The sequence below is a fragment of the Leucobacter sp. cx-42 genome, assembly GCF_014529985.1.
In the GTDB taxonomy this organism is placed as follows: Bacteria; Actinomycetota; Actinomycetes; order Actinomycetales; family Microbacteriaceae; genus Leucobacter.
The window spans coordinates 101,182-126,033 of sequence record NZ_JACVMU010000010.1 but is presented as its reverse complement, the minus strand read 5'-3'; the positions used below and the strand labels follow the sequence as shown (position 1 = coordinate 126,033).

Sequence of the window (24,852 nt, the reverse complement as noted above, 5' to 3'; positions counted from 1 at the left end):
GCGTCAGGGAAACGCCCGGTTACATTCCGAACCCGGAAGCTAAGACTGACAGCGCCGATGGTACTGCACTCGGGAGGGTGTGGGAGAGTAGGTCACCGCCGGACACCTTTTGGTGGGTGAGAGGGGAGCAACGGTTTGCAATGAGTGCAAGCGTGTTGTTTCCCTTTCACTGTTTTATTGGGGGTTCGTTCCCTGGTTTCTTTTCCTGTTGTAGGGGGAGGGGCTAGGGGGCGGGCCCCCTTTTTTTATGCTCAATTTGAACTCTCTGAATTGCGGCGGGTGCTACTAAAATCCCTGATCAGGTTTGATAACTGGGGGGGGAGGGGAGGTGTTTTCCCTGAAAGGTTTCCCGCGGCTATATTTATCAACACTTGTGCATTTTCTATGCGCATGAAAGACTTAGCTGAACATTGTGCGTCCTGTGGGGACAGGTGCGCGCATTTTTGGGCGTAGACACATCTACGTTTTACACGCGAGGCCGCGATTTAGTTCGCGGTCTTTTTTCGTTTCTAGGGGGGAACGACGATGTCTGAGCACATCCAGCCGCGCCTTCGCGCGCGCTTTTTCGTGCCACTGTTAGCGAGCTTGCTCGCGGCACTAATGGTATTTACAGGCTTTAATGCGCCTGCTTTCGCAGCCGAGGATGCTGCGACTGACGAAGGTACCCTTTCTTACATCGGCATGTTCGATGCGACGGGTGAGCACAAGCTTACTGACAAGTTTGAAGACGGGCTTATTCTCACGGAGAGCGGTACCTACACCGTCGGCATTGGATATCACGAGCCTGAGCCCGGCCAAGAAGCGGAGTTTATGCTCCCCGCCGGCCTTCAGTTGGTGGGCGATACGCTTGACGTTCCTGACGGTAACGATCTCATTGATTCGATTACGGTGATCAAGGGCACAAATCCCGCTGACCCAGATGGTCCTGAGATTGGTGTGGGTGCACGAGTTAAGTTCAAGGATCCGCTGCCCACCAATCCCGATGGAACCCCCATTTCTCAGGGATCGCTGTACTTCCAGTTCAAGCTGACCAAAATCGATGAATCGACGGCAGCCCCCATCCACTGGGAGCTTCCAGGCGCTGATGCTGATGGTATTAAGGTCGTCTTCCTAAAGGACGGCGATGTCCCTGCCCTCTTTAACGAGCTTTCGCACACGAAGCGCGCTAACTCGGATAGCTGGAACCCCGTATCGTCGATCTCCTTCCCCGGGGATGATTACGATCGCGAGAATGGCACTGTTGTCATTAATAGAGACGCAGTTCTTAAGTACACCTACACAGTAAAGACTGACAAGGCGCAGACGGTTACGTTCAAGGACGCGCTTTCAAAGCCCCAAAACGAGTACCTCAACTTCGTTGGCAAGCTCTCCCTCACGGGTACTGTGCGTGATGAGAATGGTCTCAACTCTCGTCCCGTCGCGGGTCTTGAAGAGCCAATGATCTCAGGTGATGCCTTCTCCTACTCGTTCCAGGCGGAGCCGAATTCAGAGTATTTGTTCACGTACTCTGTAGGGGTCAAGGACGCTGATGCTCTTCAGCTCGTTATGCAGAGGGCCTACGAGAGCAGCGGCATGGACGTCATCGCTGGTGGCGATTTCACGGCCTTTGACCTTGCAAACACGGTTGCAATCGACGGCATCAAGGATGCGGTTGCCACGGTTCCGGTAAAGGGTCATCTTCCTCGGATGCCTCGCCCGGAAGGCAACACGGCCTTCGGTAAGACTGTAGTCCCGAATACAAAGCTTGTCGACGATGTGATTGACCTTACTAAGGAGAATCCGGGTCCGGTTGCGCTCGAGAACCCATGGGATGTCACCTACACGATCACCGCGAACCTCACCGAGTTTGCTCCCTACGCATCGAATTCGAAGTTTGGGCTTAAATCGAATGTCGTTATGACGGACTCGATGCCCGCTGACGTCGAGTTCAACGGCACTAACCCGGAAGACTTCCTGGAGTTTTCGGGCGACTTTACTCGGGTAACTGATGAGACTCTCCCCGCGGATTTTGCATCGGATAGGTACAAGCTGCACTACTGGGTAGACGCAACCGCAGGCGCTCAGAAGCTTGCTATCAACTTCGGTAATGACCTTGCAGCAATCTACACCGTGAAGGTGAAGGCGCAGGTCGTCCAGGTGTCTGGTAACGACAAGCATAATTCGATCTATCGAAACACTTATGAGGCCACCAACAAGGCAGTGTTTGTTTACTCCGACGACATCGGAGCTAAGACCACGAACAAGAACGCTGCGGTAAGCACGAAGACTCAGTCGAAGCTCGAGGGTGCTATCGATGATTCGAACATGTTCCAAAAACAGGCTCCTGCCCAGAAGGAACTGACGGTTAAGGCCGGCCAGCCCCTTGAAGCTACCTACAATATTGTGGTTGGCAAGGGTAAGAGCGAAGATGCGCCGGCGCTCCCGAATGCGATGTTGTCCTACATTGATGACGATATCGACCACTCAGTGTTTGATGTGACTGAGGAAAACCTCGACAAGATTAAGCTGAACGGCAAGTATGGCACTGTGACGCTCGGTGCAGAGCACTTCGATCTCTCACTTGATACGCGCGGCCACCTCATCATCAAGCCGAATGCGCGTTTTAGTGAAGCAGTTCTTGGCGCAAAGTATTCGGATAAGTTCGACAAGCCCTGGAATCTTGCGATTACGCTGACCACTCATGCGTTCGATGGCAAAGAAGACAAGGTACTGAAGAACAGCGCCACCTACCATGGTGAGAGCACCGAGTTCTTCTACAGCTCCAAAACCACTTCGGAGGCAACTTCGTTCGGTAATGAGCTTTCGGTTCGCAAGCTTGTTGCTCAGGCAGGTAGTGACGAGTTCACGAGCAACCTTCGCGTCCCCACCAGCGAGAAGTACAATGATGAGTTCGTCTACCAGATCGATCTTCGCGCCCACGGAAACTTCAGAAACCTCGTGGCAGATGTAGTTGACGTTCTCCCGGCTGGAGTGACCTTCCTCGGCTTCTCGAATGCCAAGGGCGTGATCTCCTCGGATAAGTCCGCTAACCTCGAGGACTCTAAGACCCTGAAAGCAACCTACCTTGAGGGAGTAGCCGGAAGTAACGGCAAGGTTGTTATCGCCAAGGACGCTATCGACCCTGCGACTAAGCCGATCCTCTACTTCAAGGTCCGTATTGACAAGCCCGCGGAGAATGTCTCCGTAGTCAATAAAGCGGGCGGATCGAAGGCCTCGGTTACCGTCACTGACGGTATCCCGCTCAGCCTGCAGAAGGTAGACATCCAGGAGACTAACCCCGAGAACGTTATTGTCGGGGGCGGTACGTTCCACCTGTACAAGCAGGTTGATGGCGATTGGACGCGATTCTTCGCGGACCGCACTCTTACCGTGAAGGAAGGCCAGATCCTCTTTGCAGACGAGGCTGGTGAGACCGCAACGGTAATCCTTCCGGCAGACGGCGCAGGCACCTATCGCCTACAGGAGGTCGAGGCGCCTGCGGGTTATGTCCTCGATAAGACTCCTGTGGAGTTCGTTGTCGGGAAGGACGGGTCTTCCAAGCCCGTCACCCTCTGGAACAACCGCGCACTCGAGCTTGACCTCAACAAGGTCAACAAGCTCAACGCTGCTGCAAAGATCACCGATGAGAACGCACGCTTCACCCTCGAGGGCCCCGTCCTCGCGAACGGCGGCGCGAACGGTGTGCTCTTCGACGACCTCCGTGTGATCGACAACAAGATCGTTCAGGAGAACGGCGAGGCAATCTATGTAGACATGGTCGGCGAATACACGCTGACTGAGAAGGTTGCACCCGCAGGCTACGTGCGTGCAGAGGCACCGGTGAAGTTCACCGTTGCCGATCTCGCTGCAGCAACTGCTGAGGGCAAGCCTCTGGCGGTCAACTTCGAGAACGTACCGCTGCTGCCACTCAACCTGAACAAGGTTGATTCGGTGACCGGCGATCCGATCGTCGACACCACCGCCCGTTTCTCGCTGTACAACTCGGATCCTGCGGCTGAGCCGAAGCCCGAGCCTCTCTTCACCGATCTCCGCCTCGTAGATGGCGGCAAGATTGTGATTGATGAGGACGGCACTCCGGTCAAGGTAGACGCGATTGGCTTCTACTGGCTCCAGGAAGACGTCGCTCCGAACGGTTACTTCCTCGCGAAGGACGCACTCCAGTTCGAGGTCGTCACGCTCGAGGACGCTGCCCCGAACGTTAGTCTGAAGAATGCTCCGCGCTTCCGACTCGACCTCAGGAAGGTTGATGCCGTAAGTGGCGATGTTATCGCTAACGATGATCAGGCGCTGTTCACCCTTGAGGGTGTGGATCCTGAGGATGAGAACGGAAAGGTCACCCTCGCCGACGATCTCAAGATCATTGACGGCCAAATTGTTCACGCAGATGGCACCCCGGTGTGGGTAGACGAGGTTGGCACGTACTGGCTGACCGAGAACATTGCGCCGGTTGGTTACATCCGCGAGCGTGCCTCGATGGAAATCGTGGTTGACGGTAGCGTCATTGCGAACCCGGTGGACTTCCTGAACACCGCAGGCAAGACCTACGCAATTGGTGACGTTGTTTGGATCGATAAGAACCGCAACGGTCGTCAGGACGGCATCGACGTTCCTAAGAAGGATCGCGAGCAGGTGCTGCCCGGCGTCACGGTTGAGCTGTACAAGGATGGCGAGCTTCTCGACACCGCAGTGACCGATGAAAATGGTCGCTACCTGTTCGATCAGCTCGGCGCTGGTGAGTACGAGATTAAGTTCGTACTGGCCGAGGAGCAGGCAAAGATCTACGGCTTCACCACTGAGCGTGCCGACGGCGTAGAGAGCACCCTGCACTCGCGTGCAGACGTGACGACCGGGTTCACTGGCAAGATCGTCCTTGATGACTCGAGCGTGCTTATCAAGGATTACCTCTTCGGTAACGTGCTTGCGAGCGAGGGCATCGATCCCACGTGGGATGCTGGCGTCATCGTTCTTGACTGGGATGACAACACCTCGGAGCCGATCGACCCGACCGATCCCGATGTCGATGACAACACGTCGACTCCGATGGATCCCGCTCACCCCGGCACCCCGATCGTGAACTCGCTCCCCAACACCGGTGGCACTTCGCCGCTGATCTTCGTTGGTATCGCGGGTCTGCTGATCGCTGCCGGTGGCGCGCTGGCGTTCTGGCGCCGTCGTTCCGCGAAGGCTGCGATCTAACACCTACTGAGATCGGTCGCTGGCTGATCTGAGTACACAACCGAGGGGCTCATGCACTGCATGGGTCCCTCGGTTTTTTGGCGCCAGGACGCTGTTGATTGGGGGACAGGGCGCGGATCCGCAGCAAAATGTCGGAGGCATATGAAACGATTGCAGGAATGAACATCGAGAAGACCTGGGCAAAACATCCCGAAGTACGAGCTCGGCGGCGACGCCGGCTCAAGCTTGGTCTGGGTATCGGCGGCGGCATTGTTGTGTTGCTGGTGATCCTGGCTGTGGTCTTCTGGCCTGCGTTGCAGGCACGGTATGCGCCTGTCGCCCCTGCGGTGACAGCGCCCGCTCCGGCTCCGAAGCCCGAACCGGCACCGGAGCCCACTCCTGAGCCAGAACCTGAGCCGGCGCCGACGTACGATGTCGATTCGCCTAGCTCAATCACGGTCGTCGTGAACAAGCAGCGACCCATGAACCCAATTGATTGGGCGCCTGACGACCTGGTGGTACCTGAGGGGATTCCCTCGGTGTGGGGGCATCCGATCCGCGCCGAGGCTGCAACCGCGCTCCGCAAGATGTATGACGCGTCGGTGGCCGCTGGGGTTCCGATCACGATTACGAGCGGATACCGAGATTACGAGCTGCAGAAGGAGATCTACGATGATCTCGTGGCGCAGGGTGGCGTCGAATTTGCCGACCAAGATACGGCTCGGCCAGGTTTCTCAGAGCATCAGACGGGTCTTGTTGTAGACCTGGAGGGTGACGAGGGCTGTGCGCTTTCGGAGTGCTTCCGCGATACTGCGACGGGCGCTTGGCTGCGTGAGAACTCGTGGCAGTACGGCTACATTCTGCGCTACAACGAGGGTGAGCAGCCGACGGTTGGCTACACATTCGAGCCGTGGCACTTCCGCTATGTCGGCGTTGAGGTTGCTACCGCAATGCATGAGCAGGGCGTAAAGAACCTCGAAGACTTCCTGGGGCTGCCAGCGGCCCCCACCAACCTCGACTAGCGGCGTCTTCGTCGCAACAGCATGCCCCGCCGCTCACACTGTGAGGGACGGGGCATGCTGCATGTGTGGGCGTGGGCTAGGAGACCGCGACGCCGAAGAGTAGACCGATGAGGTACGTCGCGAGCATGGTCGCGGAGCCCATGAGGACGTTGCGCAAGATCGCCGGACCGCGTGGTGCCTCGCCGAGCTTGGCGCTGATCCACCCTGTCAGGAATAGGCCGACAACTACCGCGACCGCGGTCGTGATGACCGGATTGCCGAAGGGCAGCAGCACCATGATGAGGGGGATGAGTCCGCCGACAGTGAATGCGACGAACGATGAGAACGCTGCGGCCCAGGGGCTCGTGAGTTCCTTGGGGTCGATGCCGAGTTCGACCTCAGCGTGAGCTGCGAGCGCATCGTGCGCGGTGAGCTCTTCTGCGACCTGGCGTGCGAGCTTGGGGGAGAGTCCGCGGCGTCGGTACAGGCCGGTGAGTTCTGCGAGTTCGGCGGCGGGCTGATCCTTCAGCTCCTGCTTCTCGCGCTCAATCAGCGCCTTTTCGGTGTCGCGCTGGGTGCTCACTGACACGTATTCGCCACCGGCCATCGAGAACGCGCCAGCGACGAGGGCGGCGACACCAGCGGTCATGATCGCTGCGGTGTTGCCGGGTGATGCTGCTGCGACACCGATAACGACACCGGCGACAGAAACGATGCCGTCGTTGCCGCCGAGCACGCCCGCGCGCAGCCAGTTCAGACGCTGGCCGATGCCCTCCTCCTTGTGTCGCTCATGGAGATGGTTGATTGCAGATTCGATGCTCTGGTCGTCACTCATAGTGTCATCATCGTCCGAAAACGGGGAACGCACAAGCAAGGCAAGGCTGCCATTACCTCGATGTGATGGTCGCTACTTCCCTGGCAACGTAAGGTCACACGGCTCAGTCAGCTGCCCGCAATCTGGCAGAATTGATAGGTGGTAGTAAGTGCGATGTCGGTGACGGCGTGGGTAACCCTGTTAGTGACATTTGCGGCCGCGGTGATTGTGCCCGGGCCAGATACCTTCCTGGTGTTGAAGCTTGGCCTCCGCAGCCGCAGCGCGGCGCTGTGGGGTGCGGTCGGCATTATGACGGGCAACGCGGTGTGGACGGCCGCCTCGGTCACTGGTCTCGCGGCGCTCATGCTTGCGATGCCGGCGCTGTTGCCGATCCTGCAGATCATCGGCGCTGCAGTGCTCGGTTGGATGGGCATTCAGGGTGGTCGGGCTGCGATCCGCGCCCTGCGTGACCGGGCGCGGGTGCGCGCGAACGATCGTGCGCGTGAATTGGTGACGACCGGGTCGGTGGCGATCCCGCTGGGAGGTGCTGTGGGGGCGGATCGGCCCAGCAGCAGGTCGTCGGTCGCCGGAGAGCCCGTTGCGCATCCCATGCGGATGGGCTTCCTCACGAACATGTCGAACCCGAAGGCGCTGTTGTTTTTCACTGCGCTCTTCTCGCAGATTCTCCCTGCTGAGGCGACGATGTTTGATCGTGCGCTTGTCTTGATTGCGTTGACGGTGGTGGGCCTTGCGTGGTTCGTTTCCTTTGCGTTGCTCACATCTTCGCGCGGATTCCAGCGATGGTTTGGCCGAGCGACGCCCGTCATTGATCTGTGCGCGAGCGTGGTCTTCTTGCTCGTTGCGGTCGTGGTGGTTGTGGAGTTGGTGCTCGCTCTGCTGTAGGGGTTCATACTTCTTGACCTTGTATTACTGTCGTAGTACAGTGATACGCGTGAGGGTTGAGTGACTCTGTCGAACGTGGACGGGGGAGCGCTCCGAACCGGTCGGCACTCTCGCGTGACTTTACTCAAGGAGAATTCCCTATGCAGATCGACGATTCGCGCCCGATTTGGGCACAGCTCGTCGACGAGTTCCGGCAGCGTATTGTTGCCGGAACTTGGCCTCCAGGTGGCAAGCTTCCCTCGGTGCGTGAGCTTGCGCTCGACGTCGGGGTGAACCCGAATACGGTGCAGAAAGCGCTAGCCGAGGTTGATCGCCTCGGCTTGACGGTGACTGAGCGAACTGCGGGCCGGTTCGTGTCAACGGACGCTGCCGCCATCGCTGAGGCGCGCGCTGCGCTCGCCGCAACGAAGGTGACAGATTTTGCTGCCTCGATGGCTGCGATGGGAATGACGCTTGAGCAGGCTTCCGAGCTGCTCGCGCAGCTCTGGAATGACAGAGAGGACGCGTCATGACTGACCACTCGCTTATAGACTCGCCAGGGGAGCAGCCGCTGCCCCGGTGATTGAGGTGAATCACCTCACCAAATCTTTCCGCGCCCGCAGGGTGTTGAATGACATCAATTTGCGCATCGCACCCGGCCGTATTGTCGGCCTCATGGGCGACAACGGCGCCGGCAAGACCACCCTCTTGAAGATTCTTGCGGGTGTGCTTGCAAACTGGTCCGGCGACGTGCGGATCGCGGGCAGCGTGCCCGGCCCCGACTCGAAGGCCAAGGTGTCGTTCCTTCCCGACACCTCGTTCCTCGCACCGCACTTGCGGGCGGCCGACGCCATTGCGCAGTTCGAACGCTTCTTCGCTGATTTTGACGCGGCGAAGGCCCGTTCCATGGTTGATTTCTTCGGGCTGCCATGGGACGTCACGCTGAAGAACATGTCGAAGGGCATGCGCGAGAAGATTCAGATTGCGCTTGCGATGTCACGCAACGCATCCGTGTACTTGCTCGACGAGCCGATCTCTGGCGTTGACCCCGCCTCACGCGATGTTATCCTCCGAGGCATCCTGTCGAACCTGAACGACGGTTCAACGCTCCTGCTGTCGACGCACTTGATTAGTGATGTTGAGGCGATCGTTGACGATGTCATCTTCCTGCGAGCGGGCCATGTGCTGCTCGAGGGGTCTGCTGACGACCTGCGTGAAGAACACGGTCTCGGCATAGATGCGCTCTTTAGGAAGGTGTACGCAGCATGATCGGCGCACTGCTTTCTCATCACTTCCGTGCCGCAGCGCGAACCGTGTGGCTTGGTCTCGCGGCGATTCCCGCTGTGCTGATCCCCGCGTTCGCGCTGGTGGCTATCAATGTTCCGGTGCTGGGCGGCATTGCCTCGGTACTGGGGATCGTCGCGGCGCTCGCTGCCGTGCCCGCAGCACTGGTCATGCTGGCCATTGACTATTGGCGCACCATGTATGGCCGCGAAGGCTATTTCACGATGATCATCCCGGTGCGCGGTCGTGCGCTGTACTGGACGAAATTGCTGCACGCGCTCATCGTGTGCCTTGCTGCGACGGCGCTGACGCTCATCGGCCTGTTCTTGTGGGTGGCGGCGAATAGCATTGCGGCTCGCGCGCCACTGGGCGAACAGCTCACCGGATGGCGCGAGATGGTGCTGAACAGCATCGGTGCCCCGATGCTGTGGTTCTTGGTTGGGGCGCTCGCTGCGCAGCTCCTCTTCGTGCTGGTTGCTGGCGCAACGGTGCTCTCGGTTGGAGCTGAGGAACGATTCTCCAGTCTTGGCGGGGGCGCGCCAATCATCTTGGGAATTGCGCTGTACTTCTTCATGCAGGTGCTCAGCGTGCTCGCGATGATGTTCGTGCCGATCGGGCTGCAAGTCACTGGAGCTGACGCGGGCAGCATCGTCTGGAACGGAATGCTCTCCGAGATTGTGGAAGCCGTTCGTCTGGGGCCTGAAGCTCCTGAGCCAACCATGATTGGCATTGGCTTCTTGCCGCTGCTCGTTGTGGTGGGTGCGCTACTCGCGTGGAAGGGCGTGCACTCGATCGAGCGGCGCACCTCACTCCGCTAACCGTGGATGCCGTCGCTCTGCGTGAGCGGCTGCTTCGAAGGCCCGCGTAGTTCCGACCGGTTCCGGTTGACGGCTACGCGGGCCTTTTTGCGTTGGTGGGTCTTGAGGCGCCGGGGCTAGCGAGGTGGTTGCTCGTCGGGGCGCGGTCGAACGCACAGCGCTGCCAGCAGATCTTTTGCAAGCACGGCGGTGGTGTAGACAAACCCGAGGAAAGCGAAGAGATTGAGAATGACAAAAACCTGATCATTCGTGTGCGTCATCGACCACAATGCAATTGCAGCCCAGATTGCGGCAAAGGTCACTTGGAGTGCGAGGAACAGTGGCGCAGCCCGTGGCGGGGTGTCAGCAGAGGAAGTTTCCATCGTGGTCCTTAGGTTCGTTGTTGAGTAGCCCGGAATAAGCGATCCACGCACTGCCTGCTGCCCATGGCGAAATCGCAGTGGCTGCGAGAGCGCCCCAGAACCCGCCAAACACCCGGCCCGCCTGGGACCAGCAGCCGCCACTGGAGTCGGAGTGGATTGCGGGTGCTTCGGCCGCTACGGGAGGTTCAGTCTGTTGGCTTGGCATCGTCGCCAAACACAACAAGCAAGCCATCACGAGAATGGCGAGCACGGATCTTGCGATTGAGGACATCAAGCTGCCTTCCTAATGAGCAGGCCGTGCATCGAGGGTATGGCCGCGCTCGCCGCGGCGACGAAACTGACGAGGAATGACAAGGATCTGCGGCAGTGTGGACCGATCCGCCCACTTTCCCTGGCCCAACGCGCGCTCGCGCGAGCCTAGGCCCAGGCGCTCCGATGAGCCAAAGCGCACCCGCCACAGCCGGGAACTGGTTCACTTGGTTTTGCGAAACAAGGTCTATGTGGTGAACCAGTGTCACGCTGGGGACATGACTGAAAACAAGAATCTTTCCGCAAAGCTCGACGTCGCTACCTCGCTCAAGGGCGGCGTCATCATGGACGTCGTCGATGCAGAACAGGCCCGCATCGCTGCGGCTGCAGGCGCCGTCGCTGTCATGGCGCTCGAGCGGGTTCCCGCTGACATTCGCGCCGAGGGCGGCGTCGCCCGCATGAGCGATCCCGATCTGATCGCGGGCATCCAGGCCGTCGTCGACATCCCCGTGATGGCAAAGGCGCGCATCGGCCACTTCGTTGAAGCGCAGGTGCTCGAGTCGCTCGGCATCGATTTCATCGACGAGTCCGAGGTCCTCTCGCCCGCCGACTACGTGAACCACATCGACAAGCGCGGATTCAACGCTCCCTTCGTCTGTGGTGCCACAAACCTGGGTGAGGCGCTCCGCCGCGTCACCGAGGGTGCGGCCATGATCCGCTCAAAGGGCGAGGCCGGTACCGGCGACGTGTCTGAAGCGACCAAGCACATTCGCACGATCAAGACGGAGATCGCGGCCCTCACTCGCCTCCAGGAGGACGAACTCTACGTCGCAGCCAAGGAGCTCCAGGCGCCCTACGAGCTCGTCGTCGAGGTTGCGCGCACCGGAAAGCTCCCCGTCACACTGTTCACCGCTGGCGGCGTCGCAACCCCAGCCGACGCAGCGATGATGATGCAGCTCGGTGCTGACGGCGTCTTCGTCGGCTCTGGCATCTTCAAGTCGGGCAACCCCGAGAAGCGTGCCGCAGCGATCGTCCGCGCGGTGGCGAATTACAACAATCCCGATGTCATCGCTGAGGTCTCGCGCGGTCTCGGCCAGGCCATGGTGGGTATCAATGTGGCGGATCTTCCCGCGCCGCACCGCCTCGCCGAGCGTGGTTGGTAGGCGCTGAGCGATCCGCGCCCCATATGTGCGCTGGCCACGAAAGTGAATCGTGGCCAGCGCACATTGTTTGGAGGATTCCGACGACGGTGCCCGGCGCGGGGAAACAGAACGACAACAATTGCAGCTCAACTTCGTGGTGAACCCCCAAAGTCTGGGTAGTGTGGCTTCCGATACAGGCGATGACGCACGAGCCAATCGTCGTCAACGCCGCACTTGAATACGTTCATTACGACGGAGAAATCAATGAAGATTCGTTATGTAATTCCCGCGCTCGCTGCGGCTGCAGCGCTCACCCTCACCGGCTGCGTAAACAACGCAGAGAAGGAATCAGAGGGTACGGCCGAAAGCTCCGGCGTCGAGATCAAGGTTGACGAGGCGGCGGCTGCGCTGCTTCCGAAGGAGATCCGCGACTCGGGCGTCTTCCTCATCGGCACCGACGCAGAGTACCCGCCCAACGAGTACAAGGACCCGAACGGCAAGCCCATCGGCTGGGGCGTCGAGCTCGCCGAGGCTGTGTCGGCAAAGCTTGGTCTCGAACCCGAGTGGGAGATTCTGCCCTTCGACAGCATCCTGCCCCGCATCGAGGAAGGCACCCTGAACATGGGTTCCTCGTCGTTCACCGATAACGTCGAGCGACAGAAGGTCGTTGACTTCGTGAACTTCCTCGACGCTGGTAGCCAGTGGGTTGCGCAGCCCGGCAGCGACATCGATCCCGATAACGCGTGCGGCCTGACCGTCGCAGTGCAGACCGGTACCGTGCAGCACACCGACGAGCTCCCCGCACGTAACGAGGAATGCAAGGCAGCTGGCAAGCCCGAGATCACCATCCTTCCCGCTGCAGCACAGTCAGAGGTGACCAACGCTGTGGTCAACGGCAAGGCAGACGCATTCTCGGCTGACTCGCCCGTTGCTGGCGCAGCTGTCGCAAAGCTCAGCGGCGAGCTCGAGCTCGTGGGTGACATCTTCGACGGCGCACCCTACGGCTTCGCCGTGCAGAAGGGCAGTGACACGACCAAGGCCGTGAACGCTGCGCTGCAGTCGCTCATGGACGATGGTTCGTACGAGAAGATCCTCAAGGCCGCTGGTGTTGACGCTGGCGCTCTCGACGCAGCGACCATTAACGCTGGCAAGGAGTAGTCGGACACCTTCGGCTCAAGGTAATCATGTCTGAGAATCAGACTCACGCGGTGTCGAAGCCGATCGAAGCGGTTCGGCTTCGACACCCCGGCCGAACGGTCCTCGCGGTCGTTCTGCTCGCCTGCGTGGCGTTGTTTGTATATGACGCCGCCGTCAATCGTCCGGTCTATTCGTGGGACATCGTTGGTCAGTACCTCTTCGACCAGCGTGTGATTTCTGCGATCGGCTATACGATCCAGCTCACCGTGTACTCGATGATCATTGCGATCGTCTTGGGTATTACCCTCGCGGTGATGCGCCTGTCCGACAACCCCATCGTGCGTGGCATTGCTTGGGTGTATCTGTGGATCTTCCGCGGTACGCCGGTCTACGTGCAACTCACGTTCTGGGGCCTCATCGCGACGATCTACAAGACGATCGACATTGGCATCCCGTTCACGGATCCGTGGCTGTCGTTCAACACCAAAGATCTGCTCTCCTTCTTCGTGCTCGCGGTGATCGGCCTCGCGCTGAATGAGGCGGCATACATGGCGGAGATCGTCCGCTCTGGTCTGCTCGCCGTTGATAAGGGCCAGGAAGAAGCGTCGATCGCGCTTGGCCTTGGCTGGTGGCACACGATGACCCGCGTTGTCCTCCCGCAGGCGATGCGCGTCATCATTCCGCCGACGGGCAACGAGGTCATCTCGATGCTCAAAACGACATCACTCGTCACCGCCGTACCGTTCACGCTCGAGCTCTACACGCGTACGCGTGACATCGCAGCGGTGACTTACAAGCCGGTGCCGATGCTGATCGTTGCATCGATCTGGTACCTCGTGATCACCTCGGTGCTCATGGTGGGCCAGTACTACCTGGAGCGCCACTTCGGGAAGGGCCTCGGCAAGCGACCAGACGTCATGAAGCCGTCGCTCGCTACCGGGGTGCTCGAAGTGATGGGCGATGTGCCTGAGGCTGCCGCGAAGCGGGATCCGCGCCCCGAACAACGGCCAACTGATGCAGGAAGCGGGGTGGCGCAGTGAGTGCCAACAACTCAATTCCCATGGTGCGTGCTGAGGCCGTATCTAAGTCGTACGGCTCGAACCTCGTGCTGAAGTCGATCTCACTTGAGGTGCAGCGCGGCGAAGTGCTCTGCCTCGTCGGCCCTTCGGGGTCGGGGAAATCGACGTTCCTGCGTTGCATCAACCACCTCGAAACCGTGACCGCTGGTCGCCTCGAGGTGGAGGGCGAAGTCGTCGGCTACCGCGAGAAGGCGGGCAAGCTGTATGAGATGCATCCGCGGGAGGCCGCAAAGCAGCGTCGTGACATTGGCATGGTGTTCCAGCGGTTTAACCTGTTCCCGCACCTCACCGCGCTCGAGAATGTCATGCTGGCGCCTGGCCTGCTCCGCAAGGGTGGCAGCAAGGCGCAGCTGAAGGCGCGAGCGATGGAGCTGCTCGCTCGGGTCGGTCTGGCAGAACGCTACGACTACTACCCGGCGCACCTCTCAGGCGGTCAGCAGCAGCGCGTCGCCATCGCGCGTGCGCTCGCCATGGAGCCGAAGCTCATGCTGTTCGATGAGCCGACCTCTGCGCTCGACCCCGAACTCGTCGGCGAGGTGCTCGACGTCATGAAGGGCCTTGCAGAGAGCGGCATGACGATGATCGTGGTCACCCACGAGATGGGCTTTGCGCGCGAGGTCGCCGACAAGCTCGTCTTCATGGATGGCGGCGTCGTCGTTGAGGAAGGCGATCCGGTGCAGGTGCTCACGAACCCGCAGCGGGAGCGCACCAAGGCGTTCCTGTCGAAGGTGCTGTAGGTCGCTGCTCGCTGCTCGCTACGCTCAACCCCGCGAGATAGACACTTTCTGCCGAAGCTCCTAGTTTCATGTGCATGAAAGCCCTCGTTTCGAGAGAAACGGTCTATCTCGCGGGGTTGCGTGCGTTGTGGCACGGGAAGCGCCAAAGTGAGATCGTCGTAGAGCCGGCATAGCGACCGCAGGTACTGTTAAACACAAGAAAACCCCGCAAGGAGCGTCTCAGCTATGTTTGTTGTCACTACCAATGAAGTCCCCGGATACAAGGTGACCCAGGTCATGGGCGAAGTTATGGGCCTCACCGTGCGCTCGGCGAACTTCGGCCAGAACTTCACAGCGGGCTTCCGCTCGCTCGGTGGCGGCGAGATGCCCGAGTACACCAAGGTCATCTACGAATCGCGTTGGGAAGTGATGAACCGCATGTGGGCTGAGGCCCAGGCCCGCGGCGCCAACGCCGTCATCGCGATGCGCTTCGACTCGGGCGCGATTGGCAACTTCACGGAGTTCTGCGCGTACGGCACCGCCGTCGTGATCGAGCCGATCCCCGGATACGCGGGCGAGGCTCAGCCGCAGATGCCGGTGCAGCCCCCGCAGCAGTAGTCGCATGCGGTGCTGGGCCGACGCGGCCAGCACTGCGCAAAGCAGGAGGGGCGCGGATCCAGCAAACGGATCCGCGCCCCTCCTTCTGCGTGAGGAACTAGGCGTTGACGCCGAGATCCTTCTTGATCTTGGTCGTCGAGACGCCCTCGGTGCGATCGAGGTAAATGACCTCGCAGTAGTCCTTGAGGATCTCGAAGCGGGGATCGCCTTCCCAGTCGCCACCCATGACGACGGTGTCGATCTCGTACTTCTTGACGTCGTTGATCTTCTGATCCCAGTCGGTTTCAGGAATGACGAGGTCGACGTAGCGAACAGCTTCGAGCATGTTCTTGCGGGTGTCGAAGTCGTGGTAGGTCTTCTTGCCCTTGCCAGCGTTGAACTCTTCGGTCGACGCGGCAACGACGAGGTAGTCGCCGAGCTGACGAGCGCGGCGGAGCAGGCGGATGTGACCCCAGTGCAGGAGGTCAAATGTGCCGTAAGTAAGAATTCGCTTCACGATATCTATCCTATGCGTGACCGCTGAATGACGGCAGGGTAAGCGGCAGAAGAATGCGCTGGCGAAGACCGGGGCTGTTAGCCGATGAAGAACACCAGCACACCAGCGACAGCCGATGCGGCCGCGATGACGAGCGCGATCGAGATGAGCACGCGGTGCACCGTGTAGAACTTCGTGGGGCGGCCTGCCTCATCGCGGGCGCGCGGATCGGCAGCAACCCGCTTCCAGAACTGTGGCCATACGACAAAGTTGTAGACGGCGTTTACGAGCAGCAAGATACCAGCGAGAATCGACACGTTGCCAGGGTATCCCGTTGGGCTGGGGGAGTGCCGGTTTGGGTGATGATCTCGCCGCTGAGCTAGTCAACCCCGCCGCTGGGCTGCCAACCCCGCGAGAAGGGGTGTTTCTCTCGAGGGCGGGTGTTTCATGCGTATGAAAAGGGCTGGTTTCGGGAGAAAAGGCTAGTTTCGCGTGGTTGGGTGTCGCGTAGGGGGTGAATGACGCGGGCTGGCAGCCAACGCGACTCATCGCGGGTGCTGCCAGGGAGAGAAACGGGCCGGCCTGCGGCCGGACGGCCTTATTCACTCAACCTGGGCGGCGGCGGGGTGGACGCTGTGTGCGACCACGGCGTGAACGCAGCTTGGACAGTGTCTGAGCTGAGCGTTAGACGGCATATAGCCAGCGGTACACTTGCGCCATGAGTGACGCGCGAATTCTTGTCCGTAAATGGGTCAAGCCTGAAGACCTGAATCAGCACGGCAGCCTGTTCGGCGGGCGTCTGCTCCACTGGGTCGATGAAGAGGCCGCGATCATCGCGACGATGCAGCTCGGCACGATCAACGTCGTCACCCGCTATGTATCTGAGATTGCGTTCGTTTCGACCGCTGCCCGCGGTGACCTGCTCGTGCTCGAATACTCCGTGAAGGAGTTCGGCCGCACCTCGCTCACCATGAGCTGCCGTGTCGAGAACGCCGTCACAGGTCAGGAAGTGCTCACGCTCGACCGCATCGTGTTCGTCGCGGTCGATGCCGAAGGTAAGAGCTGGCCGCACGGCCAGACGGAGCCAACGGTCGCGACGGAGCGTCTTCGCCAGGCGTAAAGCCCGCTGACGAGTACCCGCTGACGACCGAGGGGCCGGACGAGAGCGCGGATCCGCGCCCACCGACCGACCCCCCGGTGTCAGCTGTAAGTGACCTAGGCCGAAGCGCCGGGGAGCGCCGCCGGCTGCATGTCGTAGGTGTCGAAGGGCACGCGCGCCGCAAGGCTGTCGTAGAGACGCTTGGCGGTGGCGTTGTCTTCGGCGGTGATCCAGCGGACGAGGGCTGCGCCTTCGCGGCGGGCGATCCGCGCCAATTCATCGAGGATCTGCGTTGCCGCGCCCTTGCCGCGTGCGGCGGGCGAGGTGAACAGGTCGTCGAGGAACAGCGCCGTCACGCCATCGAGCGGGCGTGCGAAGGTGCGGAAGTGGCCGAGGCCGACGAGCTCGCCATCGAGTTCGGCGACGAGTCCGCGGACTTCGTGCGCCGGATCCTCCAGCCAACCCCACACCGTCTCATAGACCTCGGGGTTGTGCTCGCGCTTGTAGAAGTCGCGGTAGCCGCGGTACAGCGCGGCCCAGCCCGCCTGATCGCCAGCGGCGACCGGGCGAATGACCAAGGTAGCTGCAGTTGGCTCGCTCATGCCAAGCGCTCAACCTCGACGAACACCACGGTGGTGTCGGTGCTGCGGTTCTCGATGCGGTGCTCTGCGCCTGCTGCGCGGGTGTAGCTCTGACCCGAAACGAGGTTTGCGACGATCTCGGTGCCGTCCGAGTTCAGCACGTGCATGGTGCCGGTCATCATCGGGACGACTACGTAGTCGTAGTGGTGCGGGTGCATGGGGATCGCGCCGCCGGGCTCGATCACCCACTCGGTCGCGCGCAGCACCTCGGTCTCGAGCTGAACGGTGCCGGTGGAGCCTGAATTTTGCGTCATTGAAATGTCCTTCTGCGTTGAAAGTTTTGGGCTGTCGCCAGCGTATCCCGCCGATCCCGCGCGAGCGATAGGCGTTTTGGACGATTTTTGCGGTGATTTTGTCCATTCCGTCGCGTGTTTTCTGTAACGCCGTGTGCGTTACCAATTTGTTCGCGATGGTTCTGCCACAAATTGCCTGAATTGGTACACAATGGGAACAACTACGGACCCCAACCGTGAGGCCCGCAAAGCACTCAAGAGGAGAAACCCTTGACTCAGAACCAGCTTCCGTTTGCTGCGAAGGCAACCGACGCGACCCGCATCATGTTCGGTGTTGGCGGTCTGGTCGCAGCTGTGCTCGGCCTGCTCATCCTGATCTTCCCGGGTAAGTCGGCAAGCTTCACCGTCAGCGTCGTCGCTGCAATCGTCGCAGCGTACGCGTTCGTTGCCGGCGTCGTCTACCTTGGTGGCGCGATCTTCAGCCGCACCAAGGGTGGTTGGGCACGCACCGGCCACATCCTGCTCGGCCTGCTCTACATCATCGGCGGCATCGTCATGGCCGTGAACCTCAACACCACCGGTGCTGTGCTCGCGCTCTTCCTGTCGATCACGATCGGTGTGCTCTGGCTCATGGAGGGCATCATCGCCCTCACCATGCTGAGCAAGATCGAGGGCAAGAAGATCTGGACGATCATCTACGCGATCATCAGCATCCTCGCTGGCCTCACCCTCATCATGTCGCCCCTCCTCGGTGCGATCACCCTGTGGTGGCTCATCGGCATCTCGATGCTCGTGCTCGGCATCATGCAGATCATCCGCGCATTCACCATCAAGACTCCTGCCGACGCCGTCGAGCAGCTGATGCGCTAATACCGCTGAACAACGGCGAACGGGCCGGGCTAGGGAGCAATCCCTGCCCGGCCCGTTCGCGTTGGTGCGTGGGGCGCGGATCCGCCTACTTCATCGCCTCAAGCGACTCGGCCGTGATCTCCTCGTCGCTGTGCGCGAGGGTGATGTACTTGCGCAGCAGCACGAGCGACGCCGATGACTTGTCGAACTCGGCTGCAATGAAGCGGTCGGAGTGGATGAGGCCGAGCGCATCGCGCGCGGGGAGCACGGCGCCCTTGACCTCGCTGCGCTTGTGCTCGGGAGTGAGCGCGCGGAGCTCGGCGAGCGATGTGAAGAGCGGGAGCACCAGCTGACCGCGAGTGGAGCGGATCGTGCGCACGCGAGGTCCGCGGCGCTTGCCGCCGGTGCCGCTCACGTCGGCAACAAGGTAGCCCTCGCGGAACGAATTCAGCAGCGCCGCAAGGTGCTCGTAGTCGGGGGTCGCGTGGAACGCCGTGAGCGCCTCGCGGGCTGCGGTGTTCTCGTAGTCCTTGTGGACCTCGGCTGGGATCTCGGGCTCCTCGGGAGCGCCGTCGGTTGCCTCAGCGTCGGCCTCGGCGTCGGTCGCCTTGACCGCGTCCGCCTGCTCTTCGACGGGTGCCGCGACGGGAGTCTCGTCCTGGGGCTGGTCCTGCGCCTGATCCTGTGATGCCATGCGTCTAGCCTACGCGCCCGCTGCTGCGCTCACGCTCGATCCGCCTCATCAAGCCCGCGCGCAGCGAGCGCCTCACCCGTGCGCTCCGCCTGCGCCACCGCGCGCAGTACGAACGGGACGAGCCTGGCCCGCGGGCTCCGTTCCAGACCGCGTGCGCGTGCGGCGTCGGCGGTCTCGCGACCGACCTCCAACATGGACGGAATCGCGCGGATCGCAAGCGAAAACGTCAGCGCCACCCGGTCCGGGCGCACGCCAAAGATCCGCAGTGGTCCGAGTGCCCAGGTGAGTGTCTCGAGCATGTCGGCCGCCGACGTGCTTGCCGTGAGCGCGCTCGCCGCAAGGATGAGCGCGAAGAATCCGCCGACCACGTCGAAGGCGTGCTGCCAGTCGCTCTGCCAGAGCTGGAACGCGAACAGCAGCACCGCCACAATCGCGAAGCCGCGAGCGACGCGCAGCAGCCCGCGACCGCGCAGGCCTGCGAGCAGCGCGAGGGCGATGCCGAGCGCGAGGGCGATCGCGGTCGGGATGACGCCCGAGGTCGCGATGACCGCGACCGAGAAGCCGATGAGGCCGAGGAGCTTCGCGCCGGGGCGCAGCCGGTGCAGGGGTCCGCCGCCGGGGATGTACGCCCCCAGAACCGCGGTGCTCACCCTGCGAGCTCCCGGTAGTGCGCGATCGCTTCGGTAGGTGTGCCGTCGAAGGCGATCCGCCCCTCGTGCACGACCAGGGTGCGCTCGGCGCGGGCGGCGAGCTCGAGGTTGTGGGTGACGATGAATGTCTGCTGGGGGAGTGTGTAGAGCAGGTCACCGATCATGCGGGTGTTACGCAGATCGAGGAGCGTGGTTGGTTCATCGGCGACCAGTACCGCGGGGTCGGTCGCGAGGACCGATGCGAGGGCGACGAGCTGGCGCTGGCCGCCGGAGAGCTGGTGGACGCTGCGGTCTGCGAGATCCGCCAACCCGAAACGGTCGAGGACGGTGTGGGCCGCAGCGAGCCGATCCGCCTTCTGCTTGTACTCGCGGCGCAGGGACAGTGCGATGTCCTCGATGACCGTGGGCATGATGAGCTGGGCGGCGGGATCAGTGAACGAGAATCCGACCGTGCGACGGACGGCGGATCCCTTGCGAGCCGTATCCAGCCAATCATTGCTCACGGGATCGAGCACGAGCACCCGTCCGGTATCCGGGACGACGAGGCCGTTCATCATGCGCGCGAGCGTCGATTTGCCCGAGCCATTCAGGCCAATGATCGAGATGAGTGATTCCGAAAGCCGCAGGGTGACGGGTTCGAGGATGATCCCCGACCCGTCAGGCCTGCGGACTTCAGCGTTCTCGAAAACAATCACCGAATTAGGCTACCGGCTGCGCCTTGCGGCGGACCGGCAGAATCTGCGGGAACGCGCGATGCACCGCGGTCGCCACAATCGCGACCAGGATGTTCTTGATTACATCGCCAGGCCAGAACACGAGGTCGGCCAGGAACGCCTGCTGGAGCGTGAGATCGAGCACCTTCGACATGCCCAGAATGCCGAGCGGATGAATGAACACGAAGCTGCTCGCAAGGCCGGCGATGAAGATGAGCGGCAGGCTCGCGGCGATCTTTGCGCGCGGCAGGCGCTCGACGATGAAGCCTGCGAGCAGCGCAGTGAAGGGGAAGGCGATGAGGTAGCCAACCGAGGGGCCTGCGAAGACTGCGGGGCCGGCTGATCCGCCGGAAAAGACCGGGATGCCAATTGTGCCGAGCGCGAGGTAGAGGAGGACCGCGAGGAAGCCGCGGCGTGCGCCGAGCACGGCACCAGCGAGGATGACGCCGAACGTCTGCAGCGTGATCGGAACCGGGCCAACATTGAGCGCGGGCAGCAGCGCGCACGCCGCGATTACGGCCGCGAACGTCGCAATCAGCGCGATGTCGGTGCCGGGCTTGCTGCGCTTGGTGGCCGAGCGCTTGGCGGCCTTGCCGGCTTCGTTATTGGCGGATCCCTGCTCCTGCTTCGGCAGTTCGGGGATCTGAGTGGCCTCTGCGGGCGTCATGGTATTTCCTTCGGTCTTGTAATGGTGATCGTAGCTTGGCGAGCTGAGTGCGCTCGCCGTCGCGATCAACCTGAACAGTGTTCTGGTGAACAGTGTTCAGGTTAGTCATAAGATGGTGCCATGCGCAACAGCCGTGCCGACGTCGTAGCCGCTGCGCTGCGCGTACTCGACGAGCACGGCCTCGAAAACTGCTCGATGCGCCGGGTCGCATCCGAGATCGGGGTGCAGGTCAGCGCGCTCTACCACCACGTCCCCAACAAGCAGTCCCTGCTTGCCCTGATGGCAGACGAAATCGTCGCCGGAGTCCTCCACTCAGCAGCCGTGCGTGCGGCCGCGGGAAACGATCCGCTCACCATGGCGCGCGCCATCTGCCTCGCCCTGCGCGATGCGTTGCTGGCCGTGCGCGACGGCGCCGATGTCGTCGCGACCGCGAGCGCGTTCCACACTGGGACCATCGCGATCGAGCAGCGCCTCACCGAGCTCGTCGGCCCCGACGGTGCCCGCACCCTGCTGCTGTTCTCGTTCGGGCACGCGCAGTCGACCCAGACCTACCTGCAGGCGGCCGAGTTCGGCGCGCTCATTGCCGGGGCCGGCGCTGGTGACGGAGCGGCTGGCCCGCGCGATGCCGACCCTGCCGCGTCCGATGATGGCGGATCAGGCCGCGGATCCGTCGCCGAGTCCTTCGCCCGTGGCATCGACATCATCCTCACCGGCATTGGCGCGGAGCGTCCCTAGCTTCTGCGCTTCTTGCCCTCGTCTAGAAAACGACCGTCGTTAAGACGAATCTGCTTGCGTTCATGCTGACGACGGTCGATTTGCAGACCCAGGCAAGACGCCCGCCGAGCCTCTCGCTCGGTGACGCCACACCTCACTGAATCCCAGCCCAAACATGCCACAGGCAAGGGCGGGCGCAAGGCCGCCCGCGGCAGCCTAACAGGCAGCACAGGGCCACTCCTCAGGCATGCCCCAAAGTAGCTCACTTGTGCCAAAACCACTGAGCCACGGTCAGAAATCGCAACCTCGGTAAGACCAAATCAGCGATTTTGGGCATGCCGAAGCGCGATCCCATACCGAAGCGAAACAAAACCCTCAGCAGGGGTAGAAAAGGAGGCCGCGCAGCGGCCACCCTCTTTTAATGTGCGCTTAGAACAGCGCGTTCACGTCTTCCTGCCCGCGCATCGCCTCGTAGTCGAGCACGACGCAGCGAATGCCGCGGTCCTCGGCGAGGGTGCGCGCCTGGGGCTTGATTTCCTGCGCCGCGAAGACGCCCTGCACGGGCCGCAGGTTCGGGTCGCGGTTCATGAGCTCGAGGTAGCGGGTGAGCTGTTCGACGCCGTCGATCTCGCCGCGGCGCTTGATCTCGACGGCGACCGATGCGCCCTCGCCATCGCGCGCGAGGATGTCGACCGGGCCGATCGCGGTCATGTACTCGCGGCGCACGAGAGTGTGGCCATCGCCGAGCAGGTCGATCTGGCTCGCGAGGAGTTCCTGCAGGTGTGCCTCGACGCCGTTCTTGATGAGGCCGGGGTCGACACCGAGGTCATGCGACGAGTCGTGAATCATCTCGTAGATCGAGACGATGAGCTTGTCTGCGGTCTTCTTGTGGGTGACCTGCCACTGTTCGATGACGCCGACCTCGCGCACGCCCTCGTCGAGTTCGAGGGTCTGCATGGAGCAGGGAGGACTCATCCAGTTGAGGGGCTTGTAGGATCCGCCGTCCGAGTGAACGAGGATACTGCCGTCACCCTTCAGCATCAGCACGCGCTTGGCGCGGGGGAGATGCGCGGACAGTCGTCCCGCATAGTCAACAGAACAATCAGCTACCACGATTCGCACCGAGCCAGTGTAACCGGTTATGCGCCGAGAACCATCCACCGATCGCTGCGTGCGCGCAATCCGAGTGTGGTTGCGCGCGCGAGCATGAGTACGACCATGAAGGCCGCGGTGATTCCGACCAGGGCGGCGGATCCCGCAGGCAGGAACACGGTCGCCGCCCAGAGGAAGGGCAGGTAGCAGGCGAGATTCGCGAGACTGGTCCACGCGAGGTACCTCGCGTCGCCCGCGCCCATGAGTACGCCGTCGAGCACAAACACGAAGCCGCTGAGTGGCAGCGCGATCGCGAGCGTGATGAGGGACGGCGGCAGCAGCTCGCGCACGGCGGGGTCGCTCGTGAAGAGTCCGCCGAGCACGGGGCTCACGGCAATGAGCAGCAGGCCAATGACCACTCCACAGATGACGCCCCAGAAAAGGGTGCGTTGGACGATGAGGCGGGCACGATCCGCGTTCCGTGCGCCGAGCGCGTCACCCACCATCGCCTGGGCTGCGATCGCGAGTGCGTCGAGAGCGAAGGCCGCCGTCGAGAAGATGGTGAACACGATCTGGTAGGCCGCGGTGGCCTCGGTGCCGTGCTGGGTCGCGGCGAAGACGGTTGCGAGGAGCGCGGCGCGCAGCCCGAGCGTGCGGATGAACAGCCAACCGCCACTACGGCCCGCGTGGCTGAGCCCGTCGCGCTGCGGGAAGAAGCCAGCGCCGTGCTTCCGCGCGTGACGCGAAATGACCGCCAGATAGCAGAGCACCATGCCCCACTGCGCGACGACGGTGCCCCACGCGCTGCCCGCGACACCGAGTCCGAGGCCGTAGATGAACCACCAGTTGAGGAGCGCGTTCACGGCGAAGCCGACGGTCGCGACGACGAGTGGGGTCTTGGTGTCTTGGAGTCCGCGCAGCAGACCCGACGCCGCAAAGACGACGAGCATCGCGGGGATGCCGAAGCACGAGACGGAGAGGTAGATCCGCGCATGTTCTGCCGTCTCACCCGTGACGCCGAAGAGCGATACGAGCTGGGGTGACAGGATCCACATCACGGCGCCAACGACCGCGCCGAGAGCGAAGGCGAGCCAGAGACCATCGATGCCAGCCTGGACCGCGCCCTGCAGATTCCCCGCGCCGCGGCGCCGCGCGACGATCGGGGTGGTCGAGTACGCGAGGAAGATCATGAGACCGACCGCGGTCTGCAGGATCGCGGCCGCAACCGCGAGACCGGCGAGCGGCGATGCGCCGAGGTGACCCACGAGCGCGGAATCCACAATCAGGAACAACGGTTCCGCCATGAGCGCGCCAAGCGCCGGAATCGCCAGGTGCGCAATGCCGCGATCAATCGTGCGGCGCGACGGCAGGGGCGGAGGCGGCGTCTGGGACACAGCAGATGTGGACATGCCTTTCAGGGTAGTCGCGAAGCGTGATCCGCCGCCCGATTGCACCAGAGGGGGTGCGGATCGGGCCCAAACGCGCGAACATGGGTAGTAACCGAATCCAATCAGTGAAGATCTGGAGGAAAACACGATGAATACCGATGAAAAACGTGAGCATGCGGCACACGAGGGGCACGGGGAGGATCACGACTCCGATCCCGCGCACACGCCCGGTCACGGCTGGGGTGAAGAAGGCGGCGCATCACATCTGGGGCCAGCGACGAATGTTCCGGCGCTTGATCCAGACGCCTTTACTGACGATGAGGAAGACGACGCATAGGTTCTGACGGTCCGTTCCCACCG

The 24,852-nt window shown here is 61.9% G+C and carries 27 protein-coding genes and 1 rRNA gene; 16 read left to right on the top strand and 12 right to left on the bottom strand.

Annotated features, from left to right (window positions below; all coding sequences use genetic code 11):
• From rrf to ICM05_RS10640, 3 genes are all read left to right on the top strand, one after another.
• A 5S ribosomal RNA gene (gene rrf / locus ICM05_RS10650) occupies positions 1-104 on the top strand; the annotation flags it as partial.
• A 496-nt stretch (positions 105-600) separates the two neighbouring features.
• Complete coding sequence (locus tag ICM05_RS10645) at positions 601-5,196, top strand: SpaA isopeptide-forming pilin-related protein (RefSeq protein WP_188024585.1); 4,596 nt, start codon at positions 601-603, stop codon at positions 5,194-5,196.
• A 158-nt stretch (positions 5,197-5,354) separates the two neighbouring features.
• Positions 5,355-6,197 (top strand): M15 family metallopeptidase, encoded by an 843-nt coding sequence (locus ICM05_RS10640; protein WP_188024584.1) that lies wholly within the window; start codon positions 5,355-5,357, stop codon positions 6,195-6,197.
• 76 nt (positions 6,198-6,273) lie between these two features.
• Here ICM05_RS10640 and ICM05_RS10635 read toward each other — a convergent pair whose 3' ends face one another.
• Positions 6,274-7,011 carry a VIT family protein gene (locus tag ICM05_RS10635; protein WP_188024583.1) on the bottom strand — a complete coding sequence of 246 codons (738 nt, stop codon included), beginning with the start codon at positions 7,009-7,011 and terminating at the stop codon, positions 6,274-6,276.
• Positions 7,012-7,149: 138 nt separating this feature from the next.
• Between ICM05_RS10635 and ICM05_RS10630 the strand changes: the two genes are divergently transcribed.
• The 4 genes from ICM05_RS10630 (at position 7,150) to ICM05_RS10615 (ending at position 9,974) form a co-directional block, all read left to right on the top strand.
• Positions 7,150-7,893 carry a LysE family translocator gene (locus tag ICM05_RS10630; RefSeq protein WP_188024581.1) on the top strand — a complete coding sequence of 248 codons (744 nt, stop codon included), beginning with the start codon at positions 7,150-7,152 and terminating at the stop codon, positions 7,891-7,893.
• 140 nt (positions 7,894-8,033) lie between these two features.
• On the top strand, positions 8,034-8,405 hold the full coding sequence (locus ICM05_RS10625; protein ID WP_188024579.1) for a GntR family transcriptional regulator: 372 nt from the start codon (positions 8,034-8,036) through the stop codon (positions 8,403-8,405).
• Positions 8,406-8,496: 91 nt separating this feature from the next.
• Positions 8,497-9,141, top strand: coding sequence for an ABC transporter ATP-binding protein (locus ICM05_RS10620; protein WP_353055887.1), 645 nt, complete (start codon positions 8,497-8,499; stop codon positions 9,139-9,141).
• Positions 9,138-9,974 carry a hypothetical protein gene (locus ICM05_RS10615; protein ID WP_188024575.1) on the top strand — a complete coding sequence of 279 codons (837 nt, stop codon included), beginning with the start codon at positions 9,138-9,140 and terminating at the stop codon, positions 9,972-9,974. Before ICM05_RS10620 ends, ICM05_RS10615 begins: the two co-directional genes overlap by 4 nt.
• Before the next feature lie 116 nt (positions 9,975-10,090).
• On the opposite strand, the gene ICM05_RS10610 is transcribed toward ICM05_RS10615, so the two are convergent.
• Positions 10,091-10,336: a hypothetical protein gene (locus tag ICM05_RS10610; protein WP_188024573.1), complete on the bottom strand. Its 246-nt coding sequence runs from the start codon at positions 10,334-10,336 to the stop codon at positions 10,091-10,093.
• 527 nt (positions 10,337-10,863) lie between these two features.
• Between ICM05_RS10610 and pdxS the strand changes: the two genes are divergently transcribed.
• From pdxS to ICM05_RS10585, 5 genes are all read left to right on the top strand, one after another.
• Positions 10,864-11,748: a pyridoxal 5'-phosphate synthase lyase subunit PdxS gene (pdxS, locus tag ICM05_RS10605; RefSeq protein ID WP_188024571.1), complete on the top strand. Its 885-nt coding sequence runs from the start codon at positions 10,864-10,866 to the stop codon at positions 11,746-11,748.
• A gap of 243 nt (positions 11,749-11,991) precedes the next feature.
• On the top strand, positions 11,992-12,885 hold the full coding sequence (locus ICM05_RS10600; protein ID WP_188024570.1) for an ABC transporter substrate-binding protein: 894 nt from the start codon (positions 11,992-11,994) through the stop codon (positions 12,883-12,885).
• Positions 12,886-12,911: 26 nt separating this feature from the next.
• Positions 12,912-13,904 carry an amino acid ABC transporter permease gene (locus ICM05_RS10595; protein WP_188024568.1) on the top strand — a complete coding sequence of 331 codons (993 nt, stop codon included), beginning with the start codon at positions 12,912-12,914 and terminating at the stop codon, positions 13,902-13,904.
• Between the two features lie 20 nt (positions 13,905-13,924).
• Positions 13,925-14,680 carry an amino acid ABC transporter ATP-binding protein gene (locus ICM05_RS10590; protein WP_188024596.1) on the top strand — a complete coding sequence of 252 codons (756 nt, stop codon included), beginning with the start codon at positions 13,925-13,927 and terminating at the stop codon, positions 14,678-14,680.
• Between the two features lie 225 nt (positions 14,681-14,905).
• Positions 14,906-15,277 carry a YbjQ family protein gene (locus tag ICM05_RS10585; RefSeq protein WP_188024566.1) on the top strand — a complete coding sequence of 124 codons (372 nt, stop codon included), beginning with the start codon at positions 14,906-14,908 and terminating at the stop codon, positions 15,275-15,277.
• A gap of 97 nt (positions 15,278-15,374) precedes the next feature.
• Here ICM05_RS10585 and tagD read toward each other — a convergent pair whose 3' ends face one another.
• Both tagD and ICM05_RS10575 read right to left on the bottom strand, forming a co-directional pair.
• Complete coding sequence (tagD, locus tag ICM05_RS10580) at positions 15,375-15,773, bottom strand: glycerol-3-phosphate cytidylyltransferase (protein ID WP_188024565.1); 399 nt, start codon at positions 15,771-15,773, stop codon at positions 15,375-15,377.
• Positions 15,774-15,850: 77 nt separating this feature from the next.
• Positions 15,851-16,069, bottom strand: a complete 219-nt coding sequence (locus ICM05_RS10575; RefSeq protein WP_188024563.1) for an SCO4848 family membrane protein — start codon at positions 16,067-16,069, stop codon at positions 15,851-15,853.
• A 401-nt stretch (positions 16,070-16,470) separates the two neighbouring features.
• Here ICM05_RS10575 and ICM05_RS10570 point away from each other — a divergent pair, with 401 nt between their 5' ends.
• The gene (locus ICM05_RS10570) at positions 16,471-16,872 is read left to right on the top strand and encodes an acyl-CoA thioesterase (protein WP_188024561.1); all 402 of its coding nucleotides are present in this window, start codon (positions 16,471-16,473) and stop codon (positions 16,870-16,872) included.
• A gap of 95 nt (positions 16,873-16,967) precedes the next feature.
• On the opposite strand, the gene ICM05_RS10565 is transcribed toward ICM05_RS10570, so the two are convergent.
• Positions 16,968-17,453, bottom strand: coding sequence for a GNAT family N-acetyltransferase (locus tag ICM05_RS10565; protein ID WP_188024560.1), 486 nt, complete (start codon positions 17,451-17,453; stop codon positions 16,968-16,970).
• Positions 17,450-17,746, bottom strand: a complete 297-nt coding sequence (locus ICM05_RS10560; protein WP_188024559.1) for a cupin domain-containing protein — start codon at positions 17,744-17,746, stop codon at positions 17,450-17,452. The genes ICM05_RS10565 and ICM05_RS10560 overlap by 4 nt, the downstream gene beginning before the upstream one ends.
• A 249-nt stretch (positions 17,747-17,995) precedes the next feature.
• Between ICM05_RS10560 and ICM05_RS10555 the strand changes: the two genes are divergently transcribed.
• Positions 17,996-18,595, top strand: a complete 600-nt coding sequence (locus ICM05_RS10555; RefSeq protein ID WP_251364630.1) for an HdeD family acid-resistance protein — start codon at positions 17,996-17,998, stop codon at positions 18,593-18,595.
• An 85-nt stretch (positions 18,596-18,680) separates the two neighbouring features.
• On the opposite strand, the gene ICM05_RS10550 is transcribed toward ICM05_RS10555, so the two are convergent.
• From ICM05_RS10550 to ICM05_RS10535, 4 genes are read right to left on the bottom strand one after another with little or no spacing between them, the layout of a single operon-like run.
• A complete protein-coding gene (locus ICM05_RS10550) occupies positions 18,681-19,268 on the bottom strand; it encodes an SseB family protein (RefSeq protein ID WP_188024558.1) in 588 nt (195 codons plus the stop codon).
• A 29-nt stretch (positions 19,269-19,297) separates the two neighbouring features.
• Entirely contained in the window at positions 19,298-19,918 is a 621-nt protein-coding gene (locus tag ICM05_RS10545; protein ID WP_188024557.1) for an energy-coupling factor transporter transmembrane protein EcfT, read from the bottom strand.
• Positions 19,915-20,613: an ABC transporter ATP-binding protein gene (locus ICM05_RS10540; protein WP_188024556.1), complete on the bottom strand. Its 699-nt coding sequence runs from the start codon at positions 20,611-20,613 to the stop codon at positions 19,915-19,917. The genes ICM05_RS10545 and ICM05_RS10540 overlap by 4 nt, the downstream gene beginning before the upstream one ends.
• Before the next feature lie 4 nt (positions 20,614-20,617).
• Positions 20,618-21,298 (bottom strand): biotin transporter BioY, encoded by a 681-nt coding sequence (locus ICM05_RS10535; protein WP_188024554.1) that lies wholly within the window; start codon positions 21,296-21,298, stop codon positions 20,618-20,620.
• 120 nt (positions 21,299-21,418) lie between these two features.
• Here ICM05_RS10535 and ICM05_RS10530 point away from each other — a divergent pair, with 120 nt between their 5' ends.
• Positions 21,419-22,033: a TetR family transcriptional regulator gene (locus tag ICM05_RS10530; RefSeq protein ID WP_188024553.1), complete on the top strand. Its 615-nt coding sequence runs from the start codon at positions 21,419-21,421 to the stop codon at positions 22,031-22,033.
• Between the two features lie 408 nt (positions 22,034-22,441).
• Here ICM05_RS10530 and nucS read toward each other — a convergent pair whose 3' ends face one another.
• Positions 22,442-23,134: an endonuclease NucS gene (gene nucS / locus ICM05_RS10525; RefSeq protein ID WP_188024551.1), complete on the bottom strand. Its 693-nt coding sequence runs from the start codon at positions 23,132-23,134 to the stop codon at positions 22,442-22,444.
• Between the two features lie 17 nt (positions 23,135-23,151).
• Positions 23,152-24,513, bottom strand: coding sequence for an MATE family efflux transporter (locus tag ICM05_RS10520; protein WP_188024550.1), 1,362 nt, complete (start codon positions 24,511-24,513; stop codon positions 23,152-23,154).
• Between the two features lie 127 nt (positions 24,514-24,640).
• Between ICM05_RS10520 and ICM05_RS10515 the strand changes: the two genes are divergently transcribed.
• Positions 24,641-24,829 (top strand): hypothetical protein, encoded by a 189-nt coding sequence (locus ICM05_RS10515; protein ID WP_188024548.1) that lies wholly within the window; start codon positions 24,641-24,643, stop codon positions 24,827-24,829.
• The last annotated feature ends 23 nt before the right edge of the window (positions 24,830-24,852 follow it).

Bases quoted from the DNA above. Each gene is read 5' to 3' on its own strand.
- ICM05_RS10625 (WP_188024579.1), top strand. From the start codon at position 8,034: ATGCAGATCGACGATTCGCGCCCGATTTGGGCACAGCTCGTCGACGAG.
- ICM05_RS10530 (WP_188024553.1), top strand. From the start codon at position 21,419: ATGCGCAACAGCCGTGCCGACGTCGTAGCCGCTGCGCTGCGCGTACTC.
- ICM05_RS10535 (WP_188024554.1), bottom strand. From the start codon at position 21,298: ATGACGCCCGCAGAGGCCACTCAGATCCCCGAACTGCCGAAGCAGGAG.
- ICM05_RS10615 (WP_188024575.1), top strand. From the start codon at position 9,138: ATGATCGGCGCACTGCTTTCTCATCACTTCCGTGCCGCAGCGCGAACC.
- ICM05_RS10610 (WP_188024573.1), bottom strand. From the start codon at position 10,336: ATGGAAACTTCCTCTGCTGACACCCCGCCACGGGCTGCGCCACTGTTC.
- ICM05_RS10520 (WP_188024550.1), bottom strand. From the start codon at position 24,513: ATGTCCACATCTGCTGTGTCCCAGACGCCGCCTCCGCCCCTGCCGTCG.
- ICM05_RS10640 (WP_188024584.1), top strand. From the start codon at position 5,355: ATGAACATCGAGAAGACCTGGGCAAAACATCCCGAAGTACGAGCTCGG.
- ICM05_RS10570 (WP_188024561.1), top strand. From the start codon at position 16,471: ATGAGTGACGCGCGAATTCTTGTCCGTAAATGGGTCAAGCCTGAAGAC.
- ICM05_RS10515 (WP_188024548.1), top strand. From the start codon at position 24,641: ATGAATACCGATGAAAAACGTGAGCATGCGGCACACGAGGGGCACGGG.
- pdxS (WP_188024571.1), top strand. From the start codon at position 10,864: ATGACTGAAAACAAGAATCTTTCCGCAAAGCTCGACGTCGCTACCTCG.
- ICM05_RS10600 (WP_188024570.1), top strand. From the start codon at position 11,992: ATGAAGATTCGTTATGTAATTCCCGCGCTCGCTGCGGCTGCAGCGCTC.
- ICM05_RS10595 (WP_188024568.1), top strand. From the start codon at position 12,912: ATGTCTGAGAATCAGACTCACGCGGTGTCGAAGCCGATCGAAGCGGTT.
- ICM05_RS10560 (WP_188024559.1), bottom strand. From the start codon at position 17,746: ATGACGCAAAATTCAGGCTCCACCGGCACCGTTCAGCTCGAGACCGAG.
- ICM05_RS10565 (WP_188024560.1), bottom strand. From the start codon at position 17,453: ATGAGCGAGCCAACTGCAGCTACCTTGGTCATTCGCCCGGTCGCCGCT.
- ICM05_RS10635 (WP_188024583.1), bottom strand. From the start codon at position 7,011: ATGAGTGACGACCAGAGCATCGAATCTGCAATCAACCATCTCCATGAG.
- ICM05_RS10585 (WP_188024566.1), top strand. From the start codon at position 14,906: ATGTTTGTTGTCACTACCAATGAAGTCCCCGGATACAAGGTGACCCAG.
- ICM05_RS10590 (WP_188024596.1), top strand. From the start codon at position 13,925: ATGGTGCGTGCTGAGGCCGTATCTAAGTCGTACGGCTCGAACCTCGTG.
- ICM05_RS10550 (WP_188024558.1), bottom strand. From the start codon at position 19,268: ATGGCATCACAGGATCAGGCGCAGGACCAGCCCCAGGACGAGACTCCC.
- ICM05_RS10645 (WP_188024585.1), top strand. From the start codon at position 601: ATGGTATTTACAGGCTTTAATGCGCCTGCTTTCGCAGCCGAGGATGCT.